13 protein-coding genes are annotated in these 19,952 nt (G+C 70.6%); 7 read left to right on the forward strand and 6 right to left on the reverse strand.

Features of this window, described 5'->3' with window-relative positions; genetic code table 11:
• Positions 1–176 precede the first annotated feature (176 nt).
• Both lanKC and M8C13_RS09670 read right to left on the reverse strand, forming a co-directional pair.
• A complete protein-coding gene (gene lanKC / locus M8C13_RS09665; protein WP_252480160.1) occupies positions 177–2,813 on the reverse strand; it encodes a class III lanthionine synthetase LanKC in 2,637 nt (878 codons plus the stop codon).
• An 18-nt stretch (positions 2,814–2,831) separates the two neighbouring features.
• On the reverse strand, positions 2,832–3,467 hold the full coding sequence (locus M8C13_RS09670; protein WP_252480161.1) for a GNAT family N-acetyltransferase: 636 nt from the start codon (positions 3,465–3,467) through the stop codon (positions 2,832–2,834).
• Positions 3,468–4,161: 694 nt separating this feature from the next.
• Between M8C13_RS09670 and M8C13_RS09675 the strand changes: the two genes are divergently transcribed.
• Genes M8C13_RS09675 through M8C13_RS09685 form a run of 3 tightly spaced genes read left to right on the forward strand, consistent with a single transcriptional unit; the run spans position 4,162 to position 9,043 of the window.
• A complete protein-coding gene (locus M8C13_RS09675) occupies positions 4,162–5,082 on the forward strand; it encodes a ribonucleotide-diphosphate reductase subunit beta (RefSeq protein WP_252480162.1) in 921 nt (306 codons plus the stop codon).
• Positions 5,079–7,211 (forward strand): aldehyde dehydrogenase family protein, encoded by a 2,133-nt coding sequence (locus tag M8C13_RS09680; protein ID WP_252480163.1) that lies wholly within the window; start codon positions 5,079–5,081, stop codon positions 7,209–7,211. Before M8C13_RS09675 ends, M8C13_RS09680 begins: the two co-directional genes overlap by 4 nt.
• An 11-nt stretch (positions 7,212–7,222) precedes the next feature.
• Positions 7,223–9,043 (forward strand): FAD/NAD(P)-binding domain-containing protein, encoded by a 1,821-nt coding sequence (locus M8C13_RS09685; protein WP_252480164.1) that lies wholly within the window; start codon positions 7,223–7,225, stop codon positions 9,041–9,043.
• Here the strand turns inward: M8C13_RS09685 and M8C13_RS09690 are convergent.
• Positions 9,027–10,568: an MFS transporter gene (locus tag M8C13_RS09690; RefSeq protein ID WP_252480165.1), complete on the reverse strand. Its 1,542-nt coding sequence runs from the start codon at positions 10,566–10,568 to the stop codon at positions 9,027–9,029. The genes M8C13_RS09685 and M8C13_RS09690 overlap by 17 nt on opposite strands.
• 69 nt (positions 10,569–10,637) lie before the next feature.
• Between M8C13_RS09690 and M8C13_RS09695 the strand changes: the two genes are divergently transcribed.
• The 4 genes from M8C13_RS09695 to M8C13_RS09710 all read left to right on the forward strand — a co-directional run bounded on the left by M8C13_RS09695 (position 10,638) and on the right by M8C13_RS09710 (position 18,385).
• Complete coding sequence (locus M8C13_RS09695) at positions 10,638–11,240, forward strand: TetR/AcrR family transcriptional regulator (protein ID WP_252480166.1); 603 nt, start codon at positions 10,638–10,640, stop codon at positions 11,238–11,240.
• Between the two features lie 107 nt (positions 11,241–11,347).
• Positions 11,348–12,517, forward strand: coding sequence for a serine hydrolase (locus M8C13_RS09700; protein WP_252480167.1), 1,170 nt, complete (start codon positions 11,348–11,350; stop codon positions 12,515–12,517).
• Positions 12,518–12,735: 218 nt separating this feature from the next.
• Positions 12,736–17,820 carry a sialidase family protein gene (locus tag M8C13_RS09705; protein ID WP_252480168.1) on the forward strand — a complete coding sequence of 1,695 codons (5,085 nt, stop codon included), beginning with the start codon at positions 12,736–12,738 and terminating at the stop codon, positions 17,818–17,820.
• Positions 17,821–17,836: 16 nt separating this feature from the next.
• The gene (locus M8C13_RS09710) at positions 17,837–18,385 is read left to right on the forward strand and encodes an RICIN domain-containing protein (protein WP_252480169.1); all 549 of its coding nucleotides are present in this window, start codon (positions 17,837–17,839) and stop codon (positions 18,383–18,385) included.
• Positions 18,386–18,481: 96 nt separating this feature from the next.
• Here M8C13_RS09710 and M8C13_RS09715 read toward each other — a convergent pair whose 3' ends face one another.
• Genes M8C13_RS09715 through M8C13_RS09725 form a run of 3 tightly spaced genes read right to left on the reverse strand, consistent with a single transcriptional unit; the run spans position 18,482 to position 19,907 of the window.
• Complete coding sequence (locus M8C13_RS09715) at positions 18,482–18,631, reverse strand: hypothetical protein (protein WP_252480170.1); 150 nt, start codon at positions 18,629–18,631, stop codon at positions 18,482–18,484.
• Positions 18,589–18,786 carry a sigma factor gene (locus M8C13_RS45365; RefSeq protein ID WP_308202777.1) on the reverse strand — a complete coding sequence of 66 codons (198 nt, stop codon included), beginning with the start codon at positions 18,784–18,786 and terminating at the stop codon, positions 18,589–18,591. The genes M8C13_RS09715 and M8C13_RS45365 overlap by 43 nt, the downstream gene beginning before the upstream one ends.
• 5 nt (positions 18,787–18,791) lie before the next feature.
• Positions 18,792–19,907, reverse strand: coding sequence for an acyltransferase (locus tag M8C13_RS09725; RefSeq protein ID WP_252480172.1), 1,116 nt, complete (start codon positions 19,905–19,907; stop codon positions 18,792–18,794).
• Positions 19,908–19,952 lie beyond the last annotated feature (45 nt).

The raw sequence follows: 19,952 nt of genomic DNA on the forward strand, positions 1-19,952 counted from the left end.
TGCATGGACAAGCGGCCACATTCGTCGCCGTGGAAAAGGATCATGTCCACAGAGCCAGGCAGCGCGCTCCTGGCTGGTCTTTGGGTTTGTCAGCAGCCCATGCTGATGGGACTGGCGGCCACGATCTGCTCCGCCGCGCTCACCGGCAGGCCCTGCAAGTCGAGAATAGCCATGGTTCACCCCTCCAGTTGAATGTTCGCCTGGCCTTGTTGTGTACCCCCGGACCGGGCACGGTGATCCGTGCCGGACAGGAATGGGAGAAACGGTGTTCCGCCGCGCAGCGCCGCGCTCAACGCGGTCAGCACGCCGGCGTTACCCGTTGCGATATCCATGGACAAGCGGCTACATCCGTCACCGGGGAAAGAGACATGTCCACAGTAGGCGAGTGGGTAGTGGTGCATCCCGTCGAGATGCGCTTTCACCCGCTTGTCACTAATTATTTCAGACGCACCCCTGGAAAGTCCAGAGATTACCGCGAGCAATCCGGCGCGGCCGTGAAAAAGGCTGGGTTCCAGGATGAACTCGCTCTGGCAGGCCTGCGCGAGCAGCGGCAGCGCGGTCAGCAGCCGCTCGTCCGCGATCTCCCTGACCAGCTCGTCGGCCACCAGCGCGATACCGGCCGAGCCCACGTCCAGGTAGGGCAGCATCCGGTAGCCGCCGTCCACCTGCAGCGAGCCGTCCGGCGCGCTCACGCACAGGTCCAGGTCCCGGTGCGCCGCCCGCACCGCCAGCTCCAGCCACTGACCGTCCTGAGTGGACTGGTACAGCCGGAGCAGGAACAGCGCCGGACCGGACCAGCCGCGCAGCAGCCCGCCCAGCGTGCCTGCCTGCCGCGCCCGGCCCAGCTCGCCGGGTGGCTTGTCCACGCCGTGCGGCTCGCCACTGGTGATCGCCGCGCCGAGCCGGCGCGCGACCTCCAGGGCCCGTTTCCGGTGCGCCGGTTCGTCCTGACGTTCGGCCAGGTGCAACAGGTTCAGCCCGACCCCGGCGAGGCCGCTGTACAGCGTGACATCGCCGATCAGCGTCTCATCGGTGCGGGACAACAGGTCCGCGGCCGGGCCGGGGTGGCCGAGCAGGTCCAGCACGTGCGCGATGCCGTGCGCGCCGTCGTAGAAGCCGATCTTCTCCCTGGGCTTCTCCGCGTCGGCCAGCAGCCAGCGCAGGTGGTCGGGGTCGAGCTCAAAACCGGTGCTGGACAAGGCCCACAGCACGCCGGCCGCGCCGTGTGCGAAGGTGCCGCCGCCGGAGCGGAACTGCTCCAGGTCGCCGGGGAAGAGCCGGTCCCGGCGGTCGGGGGTGGCGCTGGCGGTGATCGCCGCGGCGATCGAGGGCAGCAGTTCCTCCCAGTCCGCGCCCGCGCGCACCGGCCCGGTGCGCGGCAGCGTGCTGACGGTCGGGTTGGGCGGGGTCACCTCGCCGACCACGGAGAGGATGGAGGAGGCGAAGTCCGCGGGCAGCTCGAAGAGCCCGGTGGCGATCTCCACCAGCTCGGCCAGCTTGCCAGGCGCCAGGCCGACGATCGAGGTCAGCGGCAGGAACAGCCACAGCTTGAGCACCGCCAGGGCGTGCCGGTCGATGTCCGCGCCGGTCTTGTCCCGGTTGGTGAACCCGGCGTGGCCGAAGCGCTGCCTGCGGTTCTCCGCGATCGGCGAGGCGGCCTCGAAGTCGACCAGGAAGATCTCGTCCTCGCCGTCCCGCTCGTTGATCATGATGTTGGCCGGGTGCAGGTCGGCGAAGACGATGCCCCGCTCGTGCACCGCGGCCACCAGCTCGGTCACCTTGGCCAGCACCCGCATCGCGCGCGCCACCCAGGCGCGGCGCTGCTCCGGCGTGGAGCTGCCCACCAGCGGGAAGTTCAGCGCCAGCCAGTGGTGCAGGTTGATGCCGGGCACCAGGTCCATCACCAGGAACCGGTGCTCCCAGACCTGGGCCACCTCGTGCAGCCGGGGGATCCCGGGCACGCCGTCGAGCGCGCGCAGCGCGGTGGCCTCGTTCTCCAGCCGGGAGATCGCGTCCGCGTCGTCCTTGTCCAGCCCCGCGTACGGCCGCGCTTCCTTGAGCACCACCTCGACGCCGTCGGCGTTGCGGATCGCCTTGTAGACCCCGCCGCCGTTGGAGAAGTGCATCGCCTCGACGATCCGGTAGTCCAGGGTGGCGCCGGTGGCGTTGCGCGCGGCCAGGCTGTCGGCGAGCACCCTGGGCACGGTGACCCACTCCGGCGTGTGGAACACCGGCCTGCGGTCATCCGGCACCAGCGTGCCGTCCGGCCGCTGGATGGCCAGCACCCGCTCGCCGTCGGAGTTGGTGCAGTAGCGCTCCTCGAACCCGCCGTAGCGCACGTAGAGCGGGCCCTGGTTGTAGCGCAGGTCGGTGAGGATGTAGGGGCCCGGCCTGCCGCCGATCTTCGCGTCCAGCGCGGTCAGCGTGGCGGCCAGCTCCACCTCGTCCCTCGGGTAGATGGTGACCAGCTTGCCGCTGGCCGCGCGCGGGGCGTACTTGAGGTTGAACGCCCGCAGCAGCGCGACGCTGCGCAAGAACTTGAACGGGATCCAGTTCGTCACGCAGTGCGCGGCTACCGTCTCGACGATCTCGGCCGCGTCCGAGGGCGTGGCCGAGACGTGGATCTTCCAGCCCTGCGCGGGCAGCTTGTCCTCCGGCGGCCGCAGCATGACCCACTCACCGCGGCCGGAACGCCGCCAGCCCTCGGGCAGTTCGCCGTCGGAGAGCGGGAAGGCGGTCTCGGGCTCCCAGCGCACGGGGTCCTCGAAGAACACCCGGTCGGCCAGGGAGTACAGCTCTACCAAGGGTTTCATCGCACCGGTCCTCTCGCTCTAGTACGGGCGCTCGCGGGCGGCCCGGTCGGCGAAGCTGAGCCAGGAGGAGCCCGGCTCGTTGGCGATGTACTTGGCGAGCAGCTCCTTCGCCCGCTGCTTCTCCTTGGCGGGCACCAGGTCCAGCACCGGGGCGTGCTCCTTGAACTGGCGCGCGCCTGCCACGAACTCATCGCGCAGCAGCGACCAGATCGTCTTGTCGTGGTACTCGCCATCGAGGAAGTAGAAGTCGCGCAGCACGCCTTCCAGCACGAAGCCGCCCTTGGTGAGCATGCTGATGGTGTGCTTGTTGTAGGCGGCCGCGGCGAACTCCACCCGGTGCGCGTTGAGCTGGTGGAACAGGTGGTCCACCAGCAGGCCCATGGCCTCGCCGCCGACCCCGGAGCTCCACCGCGCGGGATCGCCGATGGCGCCGCCGATGATGTAGGCCCGGTGGCCGCCGCTGGGGCGGTAGCTCACCACGCCGACCCGGTCACCCGCCGTGGTCACCACCATGAAGTTGCGGACCTTGCCGCTCTCGTTGGCTTCCTTGAGCGCCTCGGCGGTGACCAGGTCGTTCATGTCGCAGGTGAGCGCGCTGGTGGTGGCCATCGGGCGCAGCCAGCCCTCCACGGCGACGTAGTCGGCCGCGGTCATGCTTTCCAGAGTGCATATTTGTTCGCGCGGCATCGCCGGCACCTCGCACATCAGGCGTGTATAAAGAAGGACAATTCACTTCGAAACGTTGGGTGAGTGGACGATCCCGCCGGGCGCAGGGAGCCCGAAGCGTGAATTCGACTCACGTCGAGTCGATCAATTCGACTGCCCCAGTTTGTTACAAATATTGTGCTTAGCACACACGTCGCCGCTGTCGCCGCTGTCCGCGCTCAGGGGCACACGTCGCCGTGCCCTAGCTCGCACCTCTGTGCGAAAACCCCAGTACAGACTGCATCTGCCGAGGAAAGTACTAGGAAGACCTACCGTGGTCAACCGGAAGAATTAGGTCAGAGGGACCAGGGCAGGACTGCCGGTCTCATCCTTACGAGCTACTCCTGGTGAAGACGTGCGCGCGAGGGGTGAACAACCCCCACTGGGCCTGGAGGCTGGCCTCCAGTGCATCAAAATACCCGATGAGCGCGAGCCCATCTCCGGTTGAGTCACGCTTGAGGCTCAGGTACGGTCGGCCACATTAGGCCACGTCGCAGGCCTATCGCTGACGCTTCGCCGCCGTTCGCGCTCTGCAGGAATCTGCACCCCCTGTCCTTTTACTCGCGTTTATCACCGCTTTTGGGGAAGTTGTGTGCGCGAATGAAACTGGAGGTCGGTTGTGACCAGGTGGAGCACGTTTCTCATGGACGAGGCCAAGCTCGGCGAGCTGCCGCAGCTGCCGGCGGACGCCGTCCTGCGCCACGCGGACCTGGTGACGGGCCGTAAGCCCAAGCCGATCGAGCTGTACCAACGCTGGGAGCGCCAGCAGTGGTCCGCCGAGGAGCTCTCGCTGGGCCGCGACCACGACATGCTGCACCACCCGCGCCTGCCGGAGAGCGTCCGGGTGATGCTCAAGGAGGCCATCGCCACCTTCATCATCGGCGAGTACACCGGCCTGGACATGCTCGGCCCGATCCTCACCGGCTGTCCGGACGAGGAGTACGCCCTGTTCCTGGGCACCCAGATCGCCGATGAGACCCGGCACGCCCGCGCGGTGTTCCGGCTCGGCGAGGAGGTGCTGGAGATGCCGGAGAACCCGAGGGCGATGCTGGCCGAGGCCTGGAACATCGTCACCCCGGCGCACAAGGAACTGAGCCTGCTGGAGACCCGGATCGTGCAGGACCTGGCCGCCCGCCCGCTGGACTACGGGCAGTGGCTGCAAGCGTGCACGCTGTTCCACCTGATCACCGAGGGCGTGCTGGCGCTGATCGGGCAGCGCGCGCTGGTGCACTCGCTGCGCGATGTGAACATGTTCAACGGCATCAAGTCCGCCTTCATCGCGATGTGCCGGGACGAGTCGCGGCACATCAGCTTCGGGCTGCACGCGCTGCGCACCGGCATCCAGGAGGGCTACGCCGACCACATCTACGAGGTGCTGGAGCAGGCGGTCCCGCTGGCGCTGCGGATGGACACCGAGTTCGAGTCCGGCAACGACCGGGAAGAGGCTCGGATCCGGGAGATGAGCGTGGACATCCTGCGCAGGCACCTGGGCAACATCGGCGCCGACCACAAGTTCGTCGCGCACCTGACCGACCCCTACGACCTGCGCCTGGCCCGTCAATGACCGGGGTCGGCCTGATCGGCCAGTCCGGCGTGACCTCCTTCGACGGACTGCGCGCACGCTGTCGGGTCTTCGCGGAACACCTGCGGGACAACGGGTTCGCACCCGGTGACCGGGTGGCACTGCTGGGCGGCAACTCCCTGGGCTACGTGGTGGCGCTGCTGACCCTGCTGCACGTGGACGCCACCGTGGTGCTGCTGGACAACGATCGGCCGACCGAAGAGCACGCGGCCATCCTGCGCAAGGCGCCGGTGCGCTGGCTGCTGCACGACGGCGCGGAGGGCCTGCCCGCCGAGGCCGCCGAGTTCCGGCTGCCGCTGGCGGAGCTGGAACGCGAGGCTTCCGCCGCGCCGCACGGCTTCGAGCTCGACCTGACCGGCTGGTGGCAGCGGGCGCACGCGCTGGAGGTGTGGCCGGCCGGTCCCCGGGACGCGGTGGTCCGCTCCGGCGGCGCGGTGCGCTTCGCGGTGCGCGGGGCCCAGCAGCGGGCCGGGTTCCGGGACACCGACGTGGTGCTGCCGCTGCTGCCGTTCTCCCACCCGTACGCGCTGGTCCTGGTGTTGCTGTGGTGGCTGAGCAAGGGCAGCGCGGTGGTGCTGCCAGCCGATCGGCTCGACCTGGCGGTCGAGGCGATCACCCGGATGAACGTGACCGTCGTGGACGGGACCCCGGCAGCCAGCCAGGGCCTGCGACGACTGCTGGAGCTGCGGCCGGTCCGGGCCGCGACGCTGCGCTCGGTGCGGCGGTGGTGCGTCGAGGGTGTGCCGCTGCGCGAACGACCCGGCCGGAACTCGGCCACCCCGATCACCGTGCTCAACCGCAAAGGGAAGGACGACATGCGCGCGTTCCCAGCACATGCCGTGGACACCGCAGGCGAGGTTCGAACCCTCGCCGTGCCCGAACCCCCGTCGACCGCGGTGCCGCTGCCGGGCAGGGCCGCCGCGCTGCGAGCGGTGGAGACCTTCCTGGAGGAGCACCGCGAGGAGGTGCTCGCGATCCTCTGCGAGGTGTCCAACCACCGCACCGCGGTCGGTGAGCTGGAGACCGCGATCCGCACCCTGCGCGGCGCCGAGGCCGAGGTCACCGCGTACCAGCCGCGCCTGGTGCGCAGCACCGCGGTGTTCATGCCCTCCAACATCCCGCTCTACGCCTACGTGCTCTACGTGCTGGTGCCGAGCCTGTACTGCGAGCGCGTGGTGTTCCGGCCCTCCGCGCACATCCAGTCCCCGCTGACCAGGCTGCACGAGCTGCTGGCCCCCGCGCACAACCTGCCGGTGACCCTGGCGGCCAGCACCCAGCGGCAGTTCACCTGCGGCCCGGTGGCCGAGGCCGAGCTGGTGCTGTTCACCGGCACCTACGCCAACGCCGAGCGGATCCGCGGCCAGCTGCGCGCCGATCAGCTGTTCCTCTACTTCGGCCAGGGCATCAACCCGATCATCGTCGGGCCGGACGCGGACGTGGACCTCGCGGTGGCCGACGCGGTGGACATACGCCTGATCAACTCCGGGCAGGACTGCTTCGGGCCGGATGTCATGTTCGTGCACTCCTCGGTGCGAGAGCGGTTCCTCGACCTGCTGGGCAAGCGGATCGACGAGCTGGTCTACGGCTCCTACTCCGACCCCAGGGCCGACTACGGCTCGATGTACTACGACCAGGCCTTCGGCTTCGCGCTGGAGTACCTGCACCGCAACTCCGCGCACATCGTGCACGGCGGCCAGGTCGAGCTGGGCACCCGGCGGTTGCAGCCCACCGTGCTGTGTCGCGAGCTGACCAGGCGCTCCAGCTACGAGGAGCTGTTCGCGCCGATCTTCAACGTGGTCAGCTACACCGACCTCGACGCCCTGCACGAGACGCTGACCACGCCGTTCTTCGAGGAGCGGGCGATGGGCGCGATGGTCTACGGCAACCTGCCGGCCACCGTGGAGCTGTTGTCCCGGCGGCACGAGGTCTACCAGAACGCCACCCTGCTCAGCACCGACAACGGCAACGAGCCCTTCGGCGGGCTGGGCATCATGGCCAACTACGCGGCCATCGGCGGCAGGCGGATCGCCGAACCGCTGCTGGTGTCCAAGGCGGTCGCCGACCACCTCAAACCGCCGGTGGGCGTGCCTGCCCGCCGCGTGTCAGCGTAGGAAGACCAATCATGGGGGCGTTATCGGCCCCCGGTCCGCTGCGGGTCTGCGTCATCGGCGCGGGCCCGCGCGGCACCGGGGTACTGGACAGGTTGTGCGCCTTGGCCACTGGGCCGGTTGAGGTGCACGTGGTGGACCCGTATCCGGCGGGTCCAGGGCGGATCTGGCGGCGGGCGCAGCCGAATCTGCTGTGGATGAACTCGCGGGCGGCAGGCGTGACCCTGTTCTCCGGCGCGGACAACGACGTCCCGTCACTGTGGGACTGGGCGCGCTCCGCCGGCGCCGACGCGCTCGCCAGGGACGAGCTGGCCGAGGAGGTGGGCCGGACCACCTCGCGGTGGTTCGCCTCCCGGCCCCTGGCGAGCGCGTACTTCTCCTGGGTCTTCCAGCGCGCCGCGGACCGGCTCGGCCAGGTGCGGGTGCACCGGGACCGGGCGGTGGACCTGTGGGAAACCGAAGCGGGACAACACGTTCTGCTGGCCGGTGGGGAAACCCTGGTGGTGGACGCGGTGGTGCTCGCGCAGGGGCACGTGGACGTGCGGGCGACCCCGGCCGAGCTGGCCTGCCAGGAGTTCGCGGACCGGCACGGCTTGGGCTACCTGCCAAGGGGCCAGGCCGATCCGGCCGCGCTGGCCGCGGTGCCGGCCGGGGAACCGGTGCTGCTGCGCGGGCTGGGGCTGACCTTCATCGACACCATGGTGCTGCTCACCGAGGGCAGGGGCGGCAAGTTCCGGCGCACCCTGGAGGGGGACCTGGTGTACGAGCCCTCCGGGCTGGAACCGTTGCTGTACGCGGGTTCTCGCACCGGTGTGCCCTACCACGCCAAGTCGGACAACGCCCTGCTGGCCGGTGCGCCGGAGCTGCCGAGGTACTTCCGCACCGACACCGTGCCGGCGGGTCAGCTGAGCTTCTGCGCACAGCTGTGGCCGTTGGTGTGCAAGGACATCGCCTACGGGCACTACCACGAGCTGTTCCTCGGCCACCCGGACCGGGTGCGGCTGGACTGGCCGGAGTTCCTGGCCGGGCTGGACACCTACGACTGGGGCAGCCCGGAACTGGACGACCTGGTGGCCCGCGCGGTGCCCGATCCGGCCGACCGGGCTGATCCGGACAGTTGGACGGATCCGTTGGCCGGCCAGAGCTTCCCGGACGCGGAGGCGTTCCAGGAGTGGGTGCGCGAGCACGTGCGGGCGGACCTGGACCGGCGCAGCCAGTCGCACTGGAGTCCCGACCTGGGTGGGCTGGGCGGCATCTCCTGGGCCGTGCTGACCGTGCTGCAACTCGCCGGGGCCGGGCGGCTGACGGCGAAGTCGCAGGTCACCGAGGTCGAGGGCTGGTTCCTGCCGTTCATGAGCTTCCTGACCAGCGGGCCGCCGGGCAGGCGGCTGGCCGAGCTGCTCGCGCTCTCCCAGGCCGGGGTGCTGCGCTTCCTCGGCCCGGAGGCCAAGGTGCGGGCCGAGGAGTCGGCAGGCCGGTTCGTGGCCAGCAGCCCCCGGGTGCCCGGCGAGGTGCCGGCGCGGTTCCTGATCGAGGCCAGGCTGGCCGAGCCGAACCTGGCCGAGAGCGCGGATGCGTTGCTGCGCAACCTCTTCGACCGCGGTGAGTGCGCCGAGGAGGAGCTGGCCGACGAGACCGGGAGCTACCGCACCGGGCGGCTGGCCGCGCACCCGGCCGACCACCGGCTGCTCGCCGCGGACGGCCGCGCGCACCCGGCCCGGTTCGCGGTCGGGCCCAGTGTGGGCACCGTGCACCGGCCGGGGGCAGAGCCGGAGATCGAGGCGTTCGGGCAGAACGACCGGGTGGCGCGGGCGGTGCTCAGCCTCGGTTCCTGAGCCGGTACACCAGCACCCGGCCCACCGACCAGATGGTGTCCACCACGAACACCGCGCACCAGATCCGGCCGAGGTTGAGCAGCAGGTGGCCGCTGGAGTTCCAGTACCACTCGGCGGGGTGCGGGCCGTTGAAGATGGCCTCGTAGGGCCAGCTGTAGCCGATGATCGCCAGCACCACCTGGGCCACCACGAAGATCACCGCGTGGCCGGCCCAGACGTTGAGCTCCGGGGCGTCCGGCTTGTCCGGCTTCGCTTCGGGGGCAACGGTTTCCGGGGCGGCCTCGGTGGCCGGGGCCGCTTCGGCGACCACGGCCGACTCGGTGACCGCGACCGGTTCGCTGACCGCGGCCGGTTCCGGCGCGGGCACCCGGTCGGAGACCCCGATCCGCTGGATCGCGCCGCGCATCAGCAGCGCGGCTGCCGCCAGCAGCACGGCCGCCACCACGCAGGCGATCTGCCAGCCGGTGCCCTGGTCGTAGAGCAGGCCCGCGCCGAAGGTGCCGATGGTCGCGCCGAGCAGGGTGGCGCTCTCGTAGATCGCCATGCCCCGGCCGAGGCTGCCGCCGGCGGCCTCGGCCACGATGGACTGCTCCACCGGGATGGCCGCGGCGAAGGCGGCGGCGGAGAGGATCCACATCCCGGCCAGCACCACCGGGTGCGGGGCGAAGGACAGGCCGACCGCGAACACCGCGCTGAGCAGCAGCGCCACCGTGACCACCCTGGTCCGGCCGAGCCGGGTGACCACGCCGTGCAGGTAGTCCGGCAGCACGCTGTAGACGATGAAGCCGGGCAGGAACACCGTGGCGATCGCGCCCAGCTGCAGGTTGTGCCCGCGTTGCAGGTGCATCAGCAGCAGCAGGGCCACCCCAGCCTCGGCGATCGCGGTGATCACGATGACGCCGAGCAGCGGGTACATCCGGCCGCCCAGCTCGCGCAGCCTCGGCGAGGCCGAGTCGACGGCGGGCCTGCCGGGGGACTTCTGGGTGGCCAGCACCACCGCCGCGGCCACGCAGGCCGCCGCGCACAGCCAGAACACGCCGGGGTAGTCGATCTGGGCGACCAGGGAGATGGCCGCGACCATCGCGATCAGCGTGCCCACGCCCTCGGCGGCGAACAGCTTGCTGAACGCGCCGCTGTCGTTCGGCAGGTCCTCGCCGACCTTGGCCCGCAGCGCCACCCAGAACAGCGCGCCGCCCGCGCCGCCGACCACCGCCGCGACCAGCGCCAGGCCGAACCCGGTGGCCAGTGCGAACAGCGCGAAGGAGGCCGCGTAGCCGAGCGCGCCGAGCGCGGCCAGCCGGGCCCGGTCGTACCGGTCGGCCAGCACGCCGGCCAGCGGGCGGATGAGGAAGGAGACCAGGGTCTCGGCCGCGGTCAGCGTGCCGACCAGGGTGGGGGACAGGCCGAGGGCCGCGCCCGCCCACAGCGGCAGCAGGAAGTCGAGCACCTCGACCGGGCCCTTGGTCAGCGCGGCGGCGAGCTGCTGGGACTTCGTGTGCCGCGCCTCGGTGACGGCCTGTGCCATGAGCGGCCCCTTCCCCTATTAGAATACGATCGTATCCGCAAGCGGGCGAACGGGGCAATCGGAGGTCGGGTGCCGAGGATCGTGGACCACGGCCAGCGGCGGCGGATGATCGCCGAGGCGCTGCTGCGGCTGGTGGCCAGGGACGGCATCGAGACGGTCAGCGTGCGCACGGTGGCGGCCGAGGCCGGCATGTCCGCGGGCGCGGTGCAGAAGTACTTCGCCACCAAGGAAGAGATCTTCGAGTTCGCCCTGGAACTCACCGGCGAACGCCTGGAACGCCGCTGGGCCACCCTCTCCGCCGACGGCGACTACCTCACCCTGCTCCGCGACCTGTTGCTGGAGACCTTGCCGCTGGACGCCGAGCGCCGGGCCGAGATGATCATCGTGACCGCGTTCACCGCCCGCGCCGCGGTGCGCGCGGACTGGAGCGAGCGGCTGCACGCCAACGACCGGGACATGCGCACCGCCACCGCCGCCTACCTGCGCATCGCCCAGGAGGCCGGTCAGGTGCGCGCGGACCTGCCGGTGCTGACCCTGGCCGACCTGCTGCTCGCGCTCAGCGACGGTTTCGCGCTGCGCCTGCTGCACCTGCCGCTGGGCGCGCCGGGATCGGCCGACCTGCTGACCGCGCTGGACCTGGCGTTGCGCGAGTTGCTGGCCCCGCGCGGCTGACCACCAGTACGCCCCGCGCAGGACCCGGTGGTCCGCCTGGAGTTCGATGTGGGCGTAGAACGGGCCTGGTTACCGTCGGCCAACGGTCGCGGAGCAAAGGAACCAGGATGAGAAGCACGCGGATGCTGACGGCCCTGCTCACCACGGGCGCGCTGCTGGCCGGAGCCGTGCCTGCCTCGGCAGCGGCGCCCCAGGACCGGCCGGAGGTGCGGGCGGCGATGGCGGAACTGCTGGCCGCGGGCGCGCTCGGCGTCCAGCTCAGGGTGCACGACCGCCGCGGCGACTGGACCGCGAGCGCGGGCGCCACCAAGCTGGGCGGCCGCGCGCCGGTGCCGGCCAACGGCCGCTTCCGCACCGGCAGCGTGACCAAGGTCTTCGTGGCCACCGTGCTGCTCCAGCTGGTCGGCGAGGGCAAGGTGAAGCTGGACCAGCCGGTGCGCGACTACCTGTCCGAGTTCACTGTGGACGGTCGCATCACGGTGCGGATGTTGTTGCAGCACACCAGCGGCCTGTTCGACTACTCCGGCGAGCACCGGCCGGACGGCAGCATCGAGTCGCTGATCCCGTTGGCGGGCGAGCGTTTTGTGGACAGCCGGTTCCGCTCCTACCAGCCGGCCGAGCTGGTCCGGCTCGCGCTGGCCAAGCCTGCCAACTTCGAGCCCGGCGCGGACTGGTCCTACTCCAACACCAACTACCTGCTGGCCGGGCTGCTGATCGAGAAGGTCACCGGCACCTCCTACGCCAGCCAGCTGCGCAGGCGGGTCATCCTGCCGCTGGGCCTGTGGGACACCAGCCTGCCCGGCGCGCAGGAGAACATCCCCGGCCCGCACGCCAGGGGCTACTACGCCTACCGCGACGCGGCGTCCGTGCGCACCGTCGACGTCACCCTGCTCAACCCGTCCTGGGCGGGCGCCGCGGGCGAGATGATCACCACCACCCGGGACGTGGACACCTTCCTGGCCGCGCTGCTGGGCGGCGAGCTGCTCAGCCCGCCGCTGCTGGCCGAGATGCGCAAGACCCGGCCGATGGCCGACAACGCCGGTTACGGCCTCGGCCTGATCCAGCGCGACGGCGGCCCCGGCTGCGGGACCATGCTCGGCCACACCGGCGGCATCCACGGCTACCTCACCTTCGCCTTCGCCAGCCCGGACGGCAGCACCCGGATGGTGCTCTCCGCCTCGCTGCGCACCGCCAACCTGCGCAGCGGCGACATCGCCGACCCGGCCACCAACGAGGCCGCGGCCGCCGTGCAGGCCGCGGTGTTCTGCACCAGCTGATCCGGCCACCCGCGCACTTCGCCGACGACCCGGCTGCCCCCGAGGGCAGTCGGGTCGTCGCGCGATCGACTGTTCTCGCTGGTCAGTGGCCGTATCCCGGCAACGGGCCGGAACTGGAATACGGCCACACCCTGGCGTCCGGGGGCCGGTCCGGGTGAACTCCGGTACCGCGCAACGACCTGCTCAACCGGGTCTCCCCCGATCGCGAGGAACTTTCGATGAATGTGACAGGGTTCGCCAGAGGTGTGGTCGCCCCGGTGGTGGCCGTCGCGGTGCTGGCGAGTGGTCTCGGCGCGCCGAAGGCGGTAGCGGCCGAACCGGGCCTTCCGCCGGAGCAGTTGTCGAACGCGTTGTTCAACGCCGCGGTCCAGCTGAAGGACGCCGGCCGGGTGTACGACCGCAACCTCATCCTCACCGCGGAGCTGGTCGACTGGCGGGCCAAGAACCCGGCCGCGACGGCCGATGTGCTGGACCGGCACGCGGCGAAGGTGGAGAAGGTGGTGGCCGCCGCGGTCGCGCCCGCCACCGAACGGGACCTGGTGCCGGACGTCTTCGGCCGCGGTGTGGAGGCGCTCTACACCGTGCCCGAGGTGGACAAGGAGGGACCGCAGCTCAAGGTGCTGCTCACCGTGCTGACCGCGCGCGACCTCAAGGCGACCAACGCCCCGGAGGAGCTGCGCGGGGTGCTGCACCAGTTCAGCGTGACCTCCTCCGACATCGCGCCGCGGATCTGGACCGCGCTGCGCGAGGCGGTCAAGCGGGACGGCACGCTCAACGGCACCTGGAAGGCGCGGCTCGGCACGGCCACCGTGCCCGAGGCCGCCCCGGTGGACCCGGCCGCGCCGATCGACACCATGAAGCAGCTGCCGCAGATCAAGAAGGTCATCGACGTCGACGCCATCCAGGCCGCCTTCAAGCTGGGCACGAAGCAGGGGCTGGAGGCGCTGAACAAGCAGATCAAGCCGCTGATCAAGGTGCTCGGCGACCCGAACTCGCCGAACACGCCGCTGGGCCAGGCGATGGAGTGGGTCAAGAAGCACGTGGACCCGGTCACCGGCGAGCTGGTCCGGCCCTCCGATGAGGAGCAGAAGCAGTTCGAGGAGCGGATGAAGCAGTTCGACTCCGTGCTGGACGGGGTCAAGGGCGGCCTGATGGCCGTGGCGACCGTGGCCAAGATCCTGAACTCGCGCTACGCCAAGGACGTGGTGAAGTTCGCCGAGGCGCTGTACGCGATCGGCAAGAACGTGGTGCCGATGATCGCCGCGGTCACCGCGCTGGGCACCATCGCGGCCGGGGCCGCCATCGGCTCGGTGATCCCGGCCATCGGCACCGTGATCGGCGCGGTGGTCGGCCTGGTGGTCACCCTGGTCGGGCTGCTCGGCGGCGGAGGCGGCGGCCCCAGCCCCGAGCTGCAGGCCATCCAGGCCATGCACAAGGAGATGCGGGAGAGCTTCACGCAGCTCAAGGAGTTCCTGGTCCAGTTCCAGCAGAACGTCAACGCCCGGTTCGACCAGATCGACGCGGCGCTGAACAAGATCTACAGCGAGATGCTGGACAAGTTCAACCAGGTGCTGGTGGCCATCGAGCGGTCGAACTTCGAGCTGACCCAGGAGATCAGCACCCTGCACTCGGCGCTGCTCGGCCTGGCCACCAACGTGCAGAGCAACCACCAGCAGACCATGGCCGCGCTCCAGGACGGCGCGGCCAAGGAGTTCAAGGACTTCGTCGGCAAGTACCTGGACTACGCCGCCCGCGAGGGGCACCCGATCCCGTCCTACGACAACCGGCTGGGCGACAACTACCTGGAGGCCGCGCAGGCGTTCTCCTCGGCGGGCAACGGTCTGGCCCGGTCCAAGGTGTTCATGCGGGCCGGTGACGACGTGCCCTCGGACTCGGTGCTGGAGACCAACAGCTCGGCCTCCGCGGTGAACTACCTGACCAGGTACGCCACCGCCAGGTTCGGCGCGCAGTACGGCCAGAACTACCCCGCGGCGGGCACTCCCAACGCCGACCTGTTCGCCGCGGCGGCGCGCGCCTACGCCCTGCTGATGCAGCAGAACCAGCCGCTGGCCGCGAAGGAGAAGCTGGTCGAGCTCAACGGCAAGCTCACCGTGGCGCGGGTCGAGGACCTGTTGAAGGCCGGCGAGGACGTCGTGGCGGCGGCCCGGCGGTTCAACCAGCCGCGCAGCAGGCCGGTCACCGGGCCGTGGACGGCGACCAACACGCTGTTCACCGGCTTGCAGGAGGAGAACGGCAACCGGATCGCCGAGTTCGCCAACAGCCTGACCCAGCTGGAGAACGACAGCTCGGTGAACCCCACCGTCCGGCCCTACAACCTGTGGGGCGACCGGAACCAGCCGGTCGTCGGCGAGATGAAGGTGGACGCCGGCCCGGTGCCGCACTGCTACCAGCCCGCCGAGGACAAGGTCGTGCGGCACATGCCCGCGTTCATCAAGAGCGAGCACCTGCCGGCCCCGGTGCGGATGCTCAAGCAGCTCAACCCGAACATGCGGATGTGGACCTGCTGGACGCACGTCTCCAGCGTGCGGGACTGGACGGAGAAGAAGCCGAGGCCGCCGATCACCATCCCGTGCAAGTACCACCCCGACCCGCCGCCGGGCTGCCACAAGACCACGACCGTGCAGACGCACAAGTTGGCGGAGGTCCGGGTCAGTTTCGCGGTGATGGCCGACATTCCCGGCCGCGGCGACAACGAGGTGGCCCTCATGAGCGGCGGCGGCGAGCTGGAGGTGTGCAACTACCCCGGCGCCATCCCCTCCGATGACGAGCCGTGGACCGGTTGCGGCCTGAGCCCGGCCGACCTGGCCAAGAAGGTCGGACAGGTCGAGGCGTACCAGGCCGCCGGGACGATGCACCGGCCCAACCCGCACTACGTGGACGAGGTGGTCGACCGCCAGCTGCACGAGCGGCGCACCGCCTACTACGGCCTGGTCGCCAACCGGCTCAACCAGGAGAAGCTGGACTCGGCGAAGAACATCGACACCAACGTCCGGGTGCTGCGGGCCTTCACCGAGGTCGGCTTCCCGACCGCGTTGCAGAGCGACGCCCGGCTGCGCGAACTGCTCTACGGCACCAGGGCGATCCCGTCCTCGCTCAACCGCAGCAAGCTCCTGGGCGAGGCGAGCCCGCTGGCCGTGCTGTACACCAAGGCCGCGCTGAACCTGAGCGCGAACAAGGACGCGCTGCACGAGCAGTCCGTGTTCAGCAAGGCCGAGCTGCGCGACTGCACCGGGGCGCCCGCCGGGGTCACCAGCCAGGACCCGGTGGCCCGCTGCCTGGCCACGGTGGCCGGCGCACGCCGGGCCGCGCTGGGTGAGCGGATCGAGTACTACGCCGCCGACCTCACCCAGAACCCGGCCGCCCAGGACCCGCAGACGGTGACCGCGCTGATGCGGGCGCTGCGGATCGAGACCAAGGCGACCCACCCGGACTACCCGATCGAGGGGCCGGTGGACCCTGGCCCGACCCCGCCCGGTGACATGGGCAGGTCGGTCGGTGAGCTGGGCGGCTCCGGCCGCGCGACCTTGCGGGGCAAGCACTTCCTGGCCTGGCAGGGCAAGCAGAACGAGGTGCTGATCGCCAGCAGCGCGGACGGTAAGCAGTGGTCGCCGCCGGCCACCGTCTCCGGCACGCACACCGCCAGTGACGCGCCCGCCATCGTGGCCTTCCAGGACAAGCTGCTGGCCTTCTGGCGCAGCGGGCCGTTCTCCTGGGCTGATGGCAACAACGACCGCACCATCGCGATGTCCGCCAGCACCGACGGCAAGACCTGGAGCGCACCGGCCCGGCTGGTGCCGGTCACCGTCGGCAGCCAGGGCATCAGCGTGGCCGTGCAGAACAACAAGGTGCAGGTGATGTTCCGGGGCACCGGCACGGATGGGACGAAGTACGTCACCTACAGCCACGACGGCAAGAACTGGAAGCGGCCCCAGCCCACCGTCAACAACGGTGGCACCAGCACCGCGCCGGGGCTGACCGCGCTCGGCGACAAGCTGGTCCAGCTCTGGCGGGGCTACGACGCGGATCCGGCGATGTGGTTCGCCACCAGCGCCAACGGCGTGCGGTGGAGCGACCAGCGGGCGCTGGCCGGTTCCGCGGCCGACGGCGCGCCGAGCCTGGCCGTGCACAACGGCAAGGCCTTCGCGGTCTGGCGCAACGCGGCCAACGACGGGCTCTCGGTCAGCGACACCGCCGACGGCGGCGGCTGGGCCGCGCCGAGGGCACTGCACGCCGCCGCGCACGCGGTCGGGGTGCCCTCGCTCGGCGTGGCAGGCGGCAAGCTCGCCGCGATCTGGCGGGACGCTGCCGACAACCACCGGGTCAACGTCTCCACCAGCGCCGACGGCATCACCTGGTCCGCGCCCGAGCCGATCTCCCGGATCTCCACCGAGACCCGGCACCAGCAGGCCGAGGCACTGCTGGCCGCGGCCGCCGCGCACTGGAGCCGGTCGGAGCGGGAGCAGGCCGTGGTCAAGGCCAAGGAGGCGCTGGCGATCGCCCGCGAGATCGTGCCCGAGAGCCCCGGCTACGCGGCCACCCTGGCGCGCTGGATCCAGGCTCCGGTGAGCGGCTACCTGGCCGACACCGGCCGCCACGACGAGGCGATCTCCTTGCTGGACGAGGCGATCGCTGTCTACCAGAAGCTCGGTGAGCGGGAGCCGCAGAACCCCGAGCACCAGCTCCGCGAGGCCGATGTCACGGTGGCGCAAGGCACGCGGATCTGGAACAAGGGCGATCGGGAGAAGGGGCGCGACAAGGCGCTCGCCGGGGTGAACCTGGCCCGCACCTTGGTGGCCAAGGGTTCCGGCTACGCCACCGTCTTCGGTCAGTGGATCCGGACTCCGGTCAGCGGCTACCTGGCTGACACCGGCCGCCACGACGAGGCGATCTCCTTGCTGGGTGAGGCGATCGCGGCTTACCGGAAGCTGGCGCAGCAGGAGCCGCAGCAGCTCCAGCACCAGCTCAACGAGGCCGATTCCCTGGTCTGGCAAGGGATTCGCACCTGGAACAAGGGCGACCGCCCGGCCGCGCTGACCAGGGTGGTGGACGGCATCGGGGTGGCCCGCCAGTTGGCAGCGCGGGATCCGGCGCACGCCGACCGCCTGGGGGAGTGGCTGCTGAGCCCCGGCGCGGACTACGCCGTCGGCAACGGGAAGAAGCCGGAGGCGATCGCCATGGCCAAGGAGGCGGTGGAGATCTACACCCGGCTCGCCCAGGCCGATCCGCGGTACCAGGCCAAGCTCACCAACGCCAAGCAGAAGCTCACCGCGCTCCAAGGCTGAGAAGGACGTGTCCACGATGAGATCCAGCAGAACAGTTCTGGCGCTGGCCGTCACCGGCCTGCTCGCCATGGCAGGCCTGGCCCCGGCGCAGGCCGCGGCGGAGAGGTTGTTCCTGATCTCCACCAACGGCGCCGAGCCCGGCAAGGGCGGCTGCCTCACCCCGCTGTGGGGCAGCAAGGAGTCCGGCGCGTACCTCGGCTACGAGGTGTGCGACAACTCGAAGTCCCAGTCCTGGCGGGTGATCGAGCACGGCGGGGGCTGGTACGGCTACCAGTCGGCCGGCTCCGGCCTGTGCGCGACCGTGTTCAACGCGGGCACGGGCGTCGGCGAGGACCTGGTGCAGCAGCCCTGCACCGGCGTGCCGCACCAGCGCTGGCGCACCGTCCAGCACGACCCGGTCGCGGTGACCCTGGAATGGCGGGCCCAGCACAGCGACAAGTGCCTCAGCGTCGCGGGCACCCGGGTCGCGCCTGCCGACGTGCTCCAGCTGGACTGCTCGAACCAGGGCTGGCAGCGCTGGGCCCTGGTGAACTGGCCGGTGCCGCCGCCGGGCGGCGTGGGCTGACGACGCTGGTGATGGGCTTCCTGCGGGCCTCGCGGGCCCGCAGGAGCGCCACCACCGGTCAGCCCTGAGCGCCCAGCGCGCCGACCACCTTCGAGGTCACCGAGGTGTTGCCTCCAGGTTCGGCAGGTAGGTCAGCGCCTTGAACACCGCGGCCCGCACCTCCGCCGGGATCACCCCGCTGGCCAGGCCGCGGGAGACCAGCATCAGCAGGCCGGCGTCGCTGCCGGTCCCATGCCGAACACCCACGCCTTCAGGCTGGCCCGTTCCGGGTCGAAGGTGTCCCGGCGTTCCCAGCCGATCAGGAACGCCTCCGACACCAGGTCGTCCGCGACTTGGGCGTCCACCCGGAATGCCAGGTAGCGGTGCAGATCGCGGCGTGGCGGTCGTAGAGCTTGACCCACGCTTCCTATTTGCCGACCGGCTCCGCGGCATTCCCAAGTGGACGGTGTGAGCCGGCCGACAGGGCTTCGCGGCGGCGGCCCAGCTCGATCAGCGGGCGCTCCACGAACCGGTAGCAGAGATCGGCCAGACCGATCGCGACCAGCGAGGTCGGCACCGCGAGCAGCAACCCGGCGGCGCCGGGCGCGACCACCACCACGATGCCGTGCGCGATGCTCTGCACCAGGTAGATTGAGTACGAGCGCTCGCCCAGGTACACCATCAGGCGAGTGGAGAGCAGCCGCTGCGGCAGGCCGGGCGCCAGCAGCGCGGGCAGCAGCAGCGCGGCCGCGATCGCGTAGAGCGGCACCACCGCGACGAAGCCGGGGATGCCGGGCACCGCGTTGTCCAGCAGGGTCGACACGGTGGCCACCGACAGGTGCGCGCCGAGGAACGCCAGGCACACCGCGCCGACTACCCACGGCCTGGTCAGCGGCTTGACCAGGGCGTATCCGCGCGGGTGGTGCATCACCATGGCGAGCGCGCAGCCGATGAGCACGGTGAAGTAGTGCACCGACCAGCCCTTGGGGTCGCTCGAGACGGTGAACGGGATGATCGCCAGCGCGAGCGCCATCAGCGCCGCGGTGACCAGCGGGCGGCTGCGCGGGAACAGGGTGAACGCCAGCAGCGGCCACAGCAGGTAGAACTTCTGCTCGATGCCCAGCGACCAGGAGTGCCCGTACGGCCCGCCGAGCCCGAACTCGTTGAAGAAGACCAGGTACAGCCAGAAGTCGCGGCCCAGCGGGTTCGCGCTGAACTGCCCGGCGACCAGCAGGCCCGCGGCGGTGAGCAGCAGCACCACGAAGTACATCGGCAGGATGCGGAAGGCGCGCCGCCGGTAGAAGTTCGGCAGGTTGATCCGCCCGTTGCGGGCGTGCTCGCGCAGCAGCAGGGTGGTGATCAGGAAGCCGGAGAGCACGAAGAACACCTGCACCCCGAGCCAGCCCTGCAACAGGTCGGGGCCCTGGTTGTGGAAGAACACGACGAGCAGCGCGGCGATCGCGCGCACCCCGTCCAGTGCGGGGAACCGCTTCAGCGCGAGGAACTCCTCGTGGCGCATCGGGGCGTGGCGAGTTGGGCTCATGGACACTAGTTGCCGATGGGGGTCGCAGTGTTTCATGAGGACAGT

Origin of the sequence: Crossiella sp. SN42 (assembly GCF_023897065.1) — a bacterium.
GTDB lineage: Bacteria > Actinomycetota > Actinomycetes > Mycobacteriales > Pseudonocardiaceae > Crossiella.

What these genes read in the sequence shown, in the direction of transcription:
- lanKC (WP_252480160.1), bottom strand. Translation starts at nt 2,813, where the DNA reads ATGAAACCCTTGGTAGAGCTGTACTCCCTGGCCGACCGGGTGTTCTTC.
- M8C13_RS09670 (WP_252480161.1), bottom strand. Translation starts at nt 3,467, where the DNA reads ATGACCGCGGCCGACTACGTCGCCGTGGAGGGCTGGCTGCGCCCGATG.
- M8C13_RS09675 (WP_252480162.1), top strand. Translation starts at nt 4,162, where the DNA reads ATGGACGAGGCCAAGCTCGGCGAGCTGCCGCAGCTGCCGGCGGACGCC.
- M8C13_RS09680 (WP_252480163.1), top strand. Translation starts at nt 5,079, where the DNA reads ATGACCGGGGTCGGCCTGATCGGCCAGTCCGGCGTGACCTCCTTCGAC.
- M8C13_RS09685 (WP_252480164.1), top strand. Translation starts at nt 7,223, where the DNA reads ATGGGGGCGTTATCGGCCCCCGGTCCGCTGCGGGTCTGCGTCATCGGC.
- M8C13_RS09690 (WP_252480165.1), bottom strand. Translation starts at nt 10,568, where the DNA reads ATGGCACAGGCCGTCACCGAGGCGCGGCACACGAAGTCCCAGCAGCTC.
- M8C13_RS09700 (WP_252480167.1), top strand. Translation starts at nt 11,348, where the DNA reads ATGAGAAGCACGCGGATGCTGACGGCCCTGCTCACCACGGGCGCGCTG.
- M8C13_RS09705 (WP_252480168.1), top strand. Translation starts at nt 12,736, where the DNA reads ATGAATGTGACAGGGTTCGCCAGAGGTGTGGTCGCCCCGGTGGTGGCC.
- M8C13_RS09710 (WP_252480169.1), top strand. Translation starts at nt 17,837, where the DNA reads ATGAGATCCAGCAGAACAGTTCTGGCGCTGGCCGTCACCGGCCTGCTC.
- M8C13_RS09725 (WP_252480172.1), bottom strand. Translation starts at nt 19,907, where the DNA reads ATGAGCCCAACTCGCCACGCCCCGATGCGCCACGAGGAGTTCCTCGCG.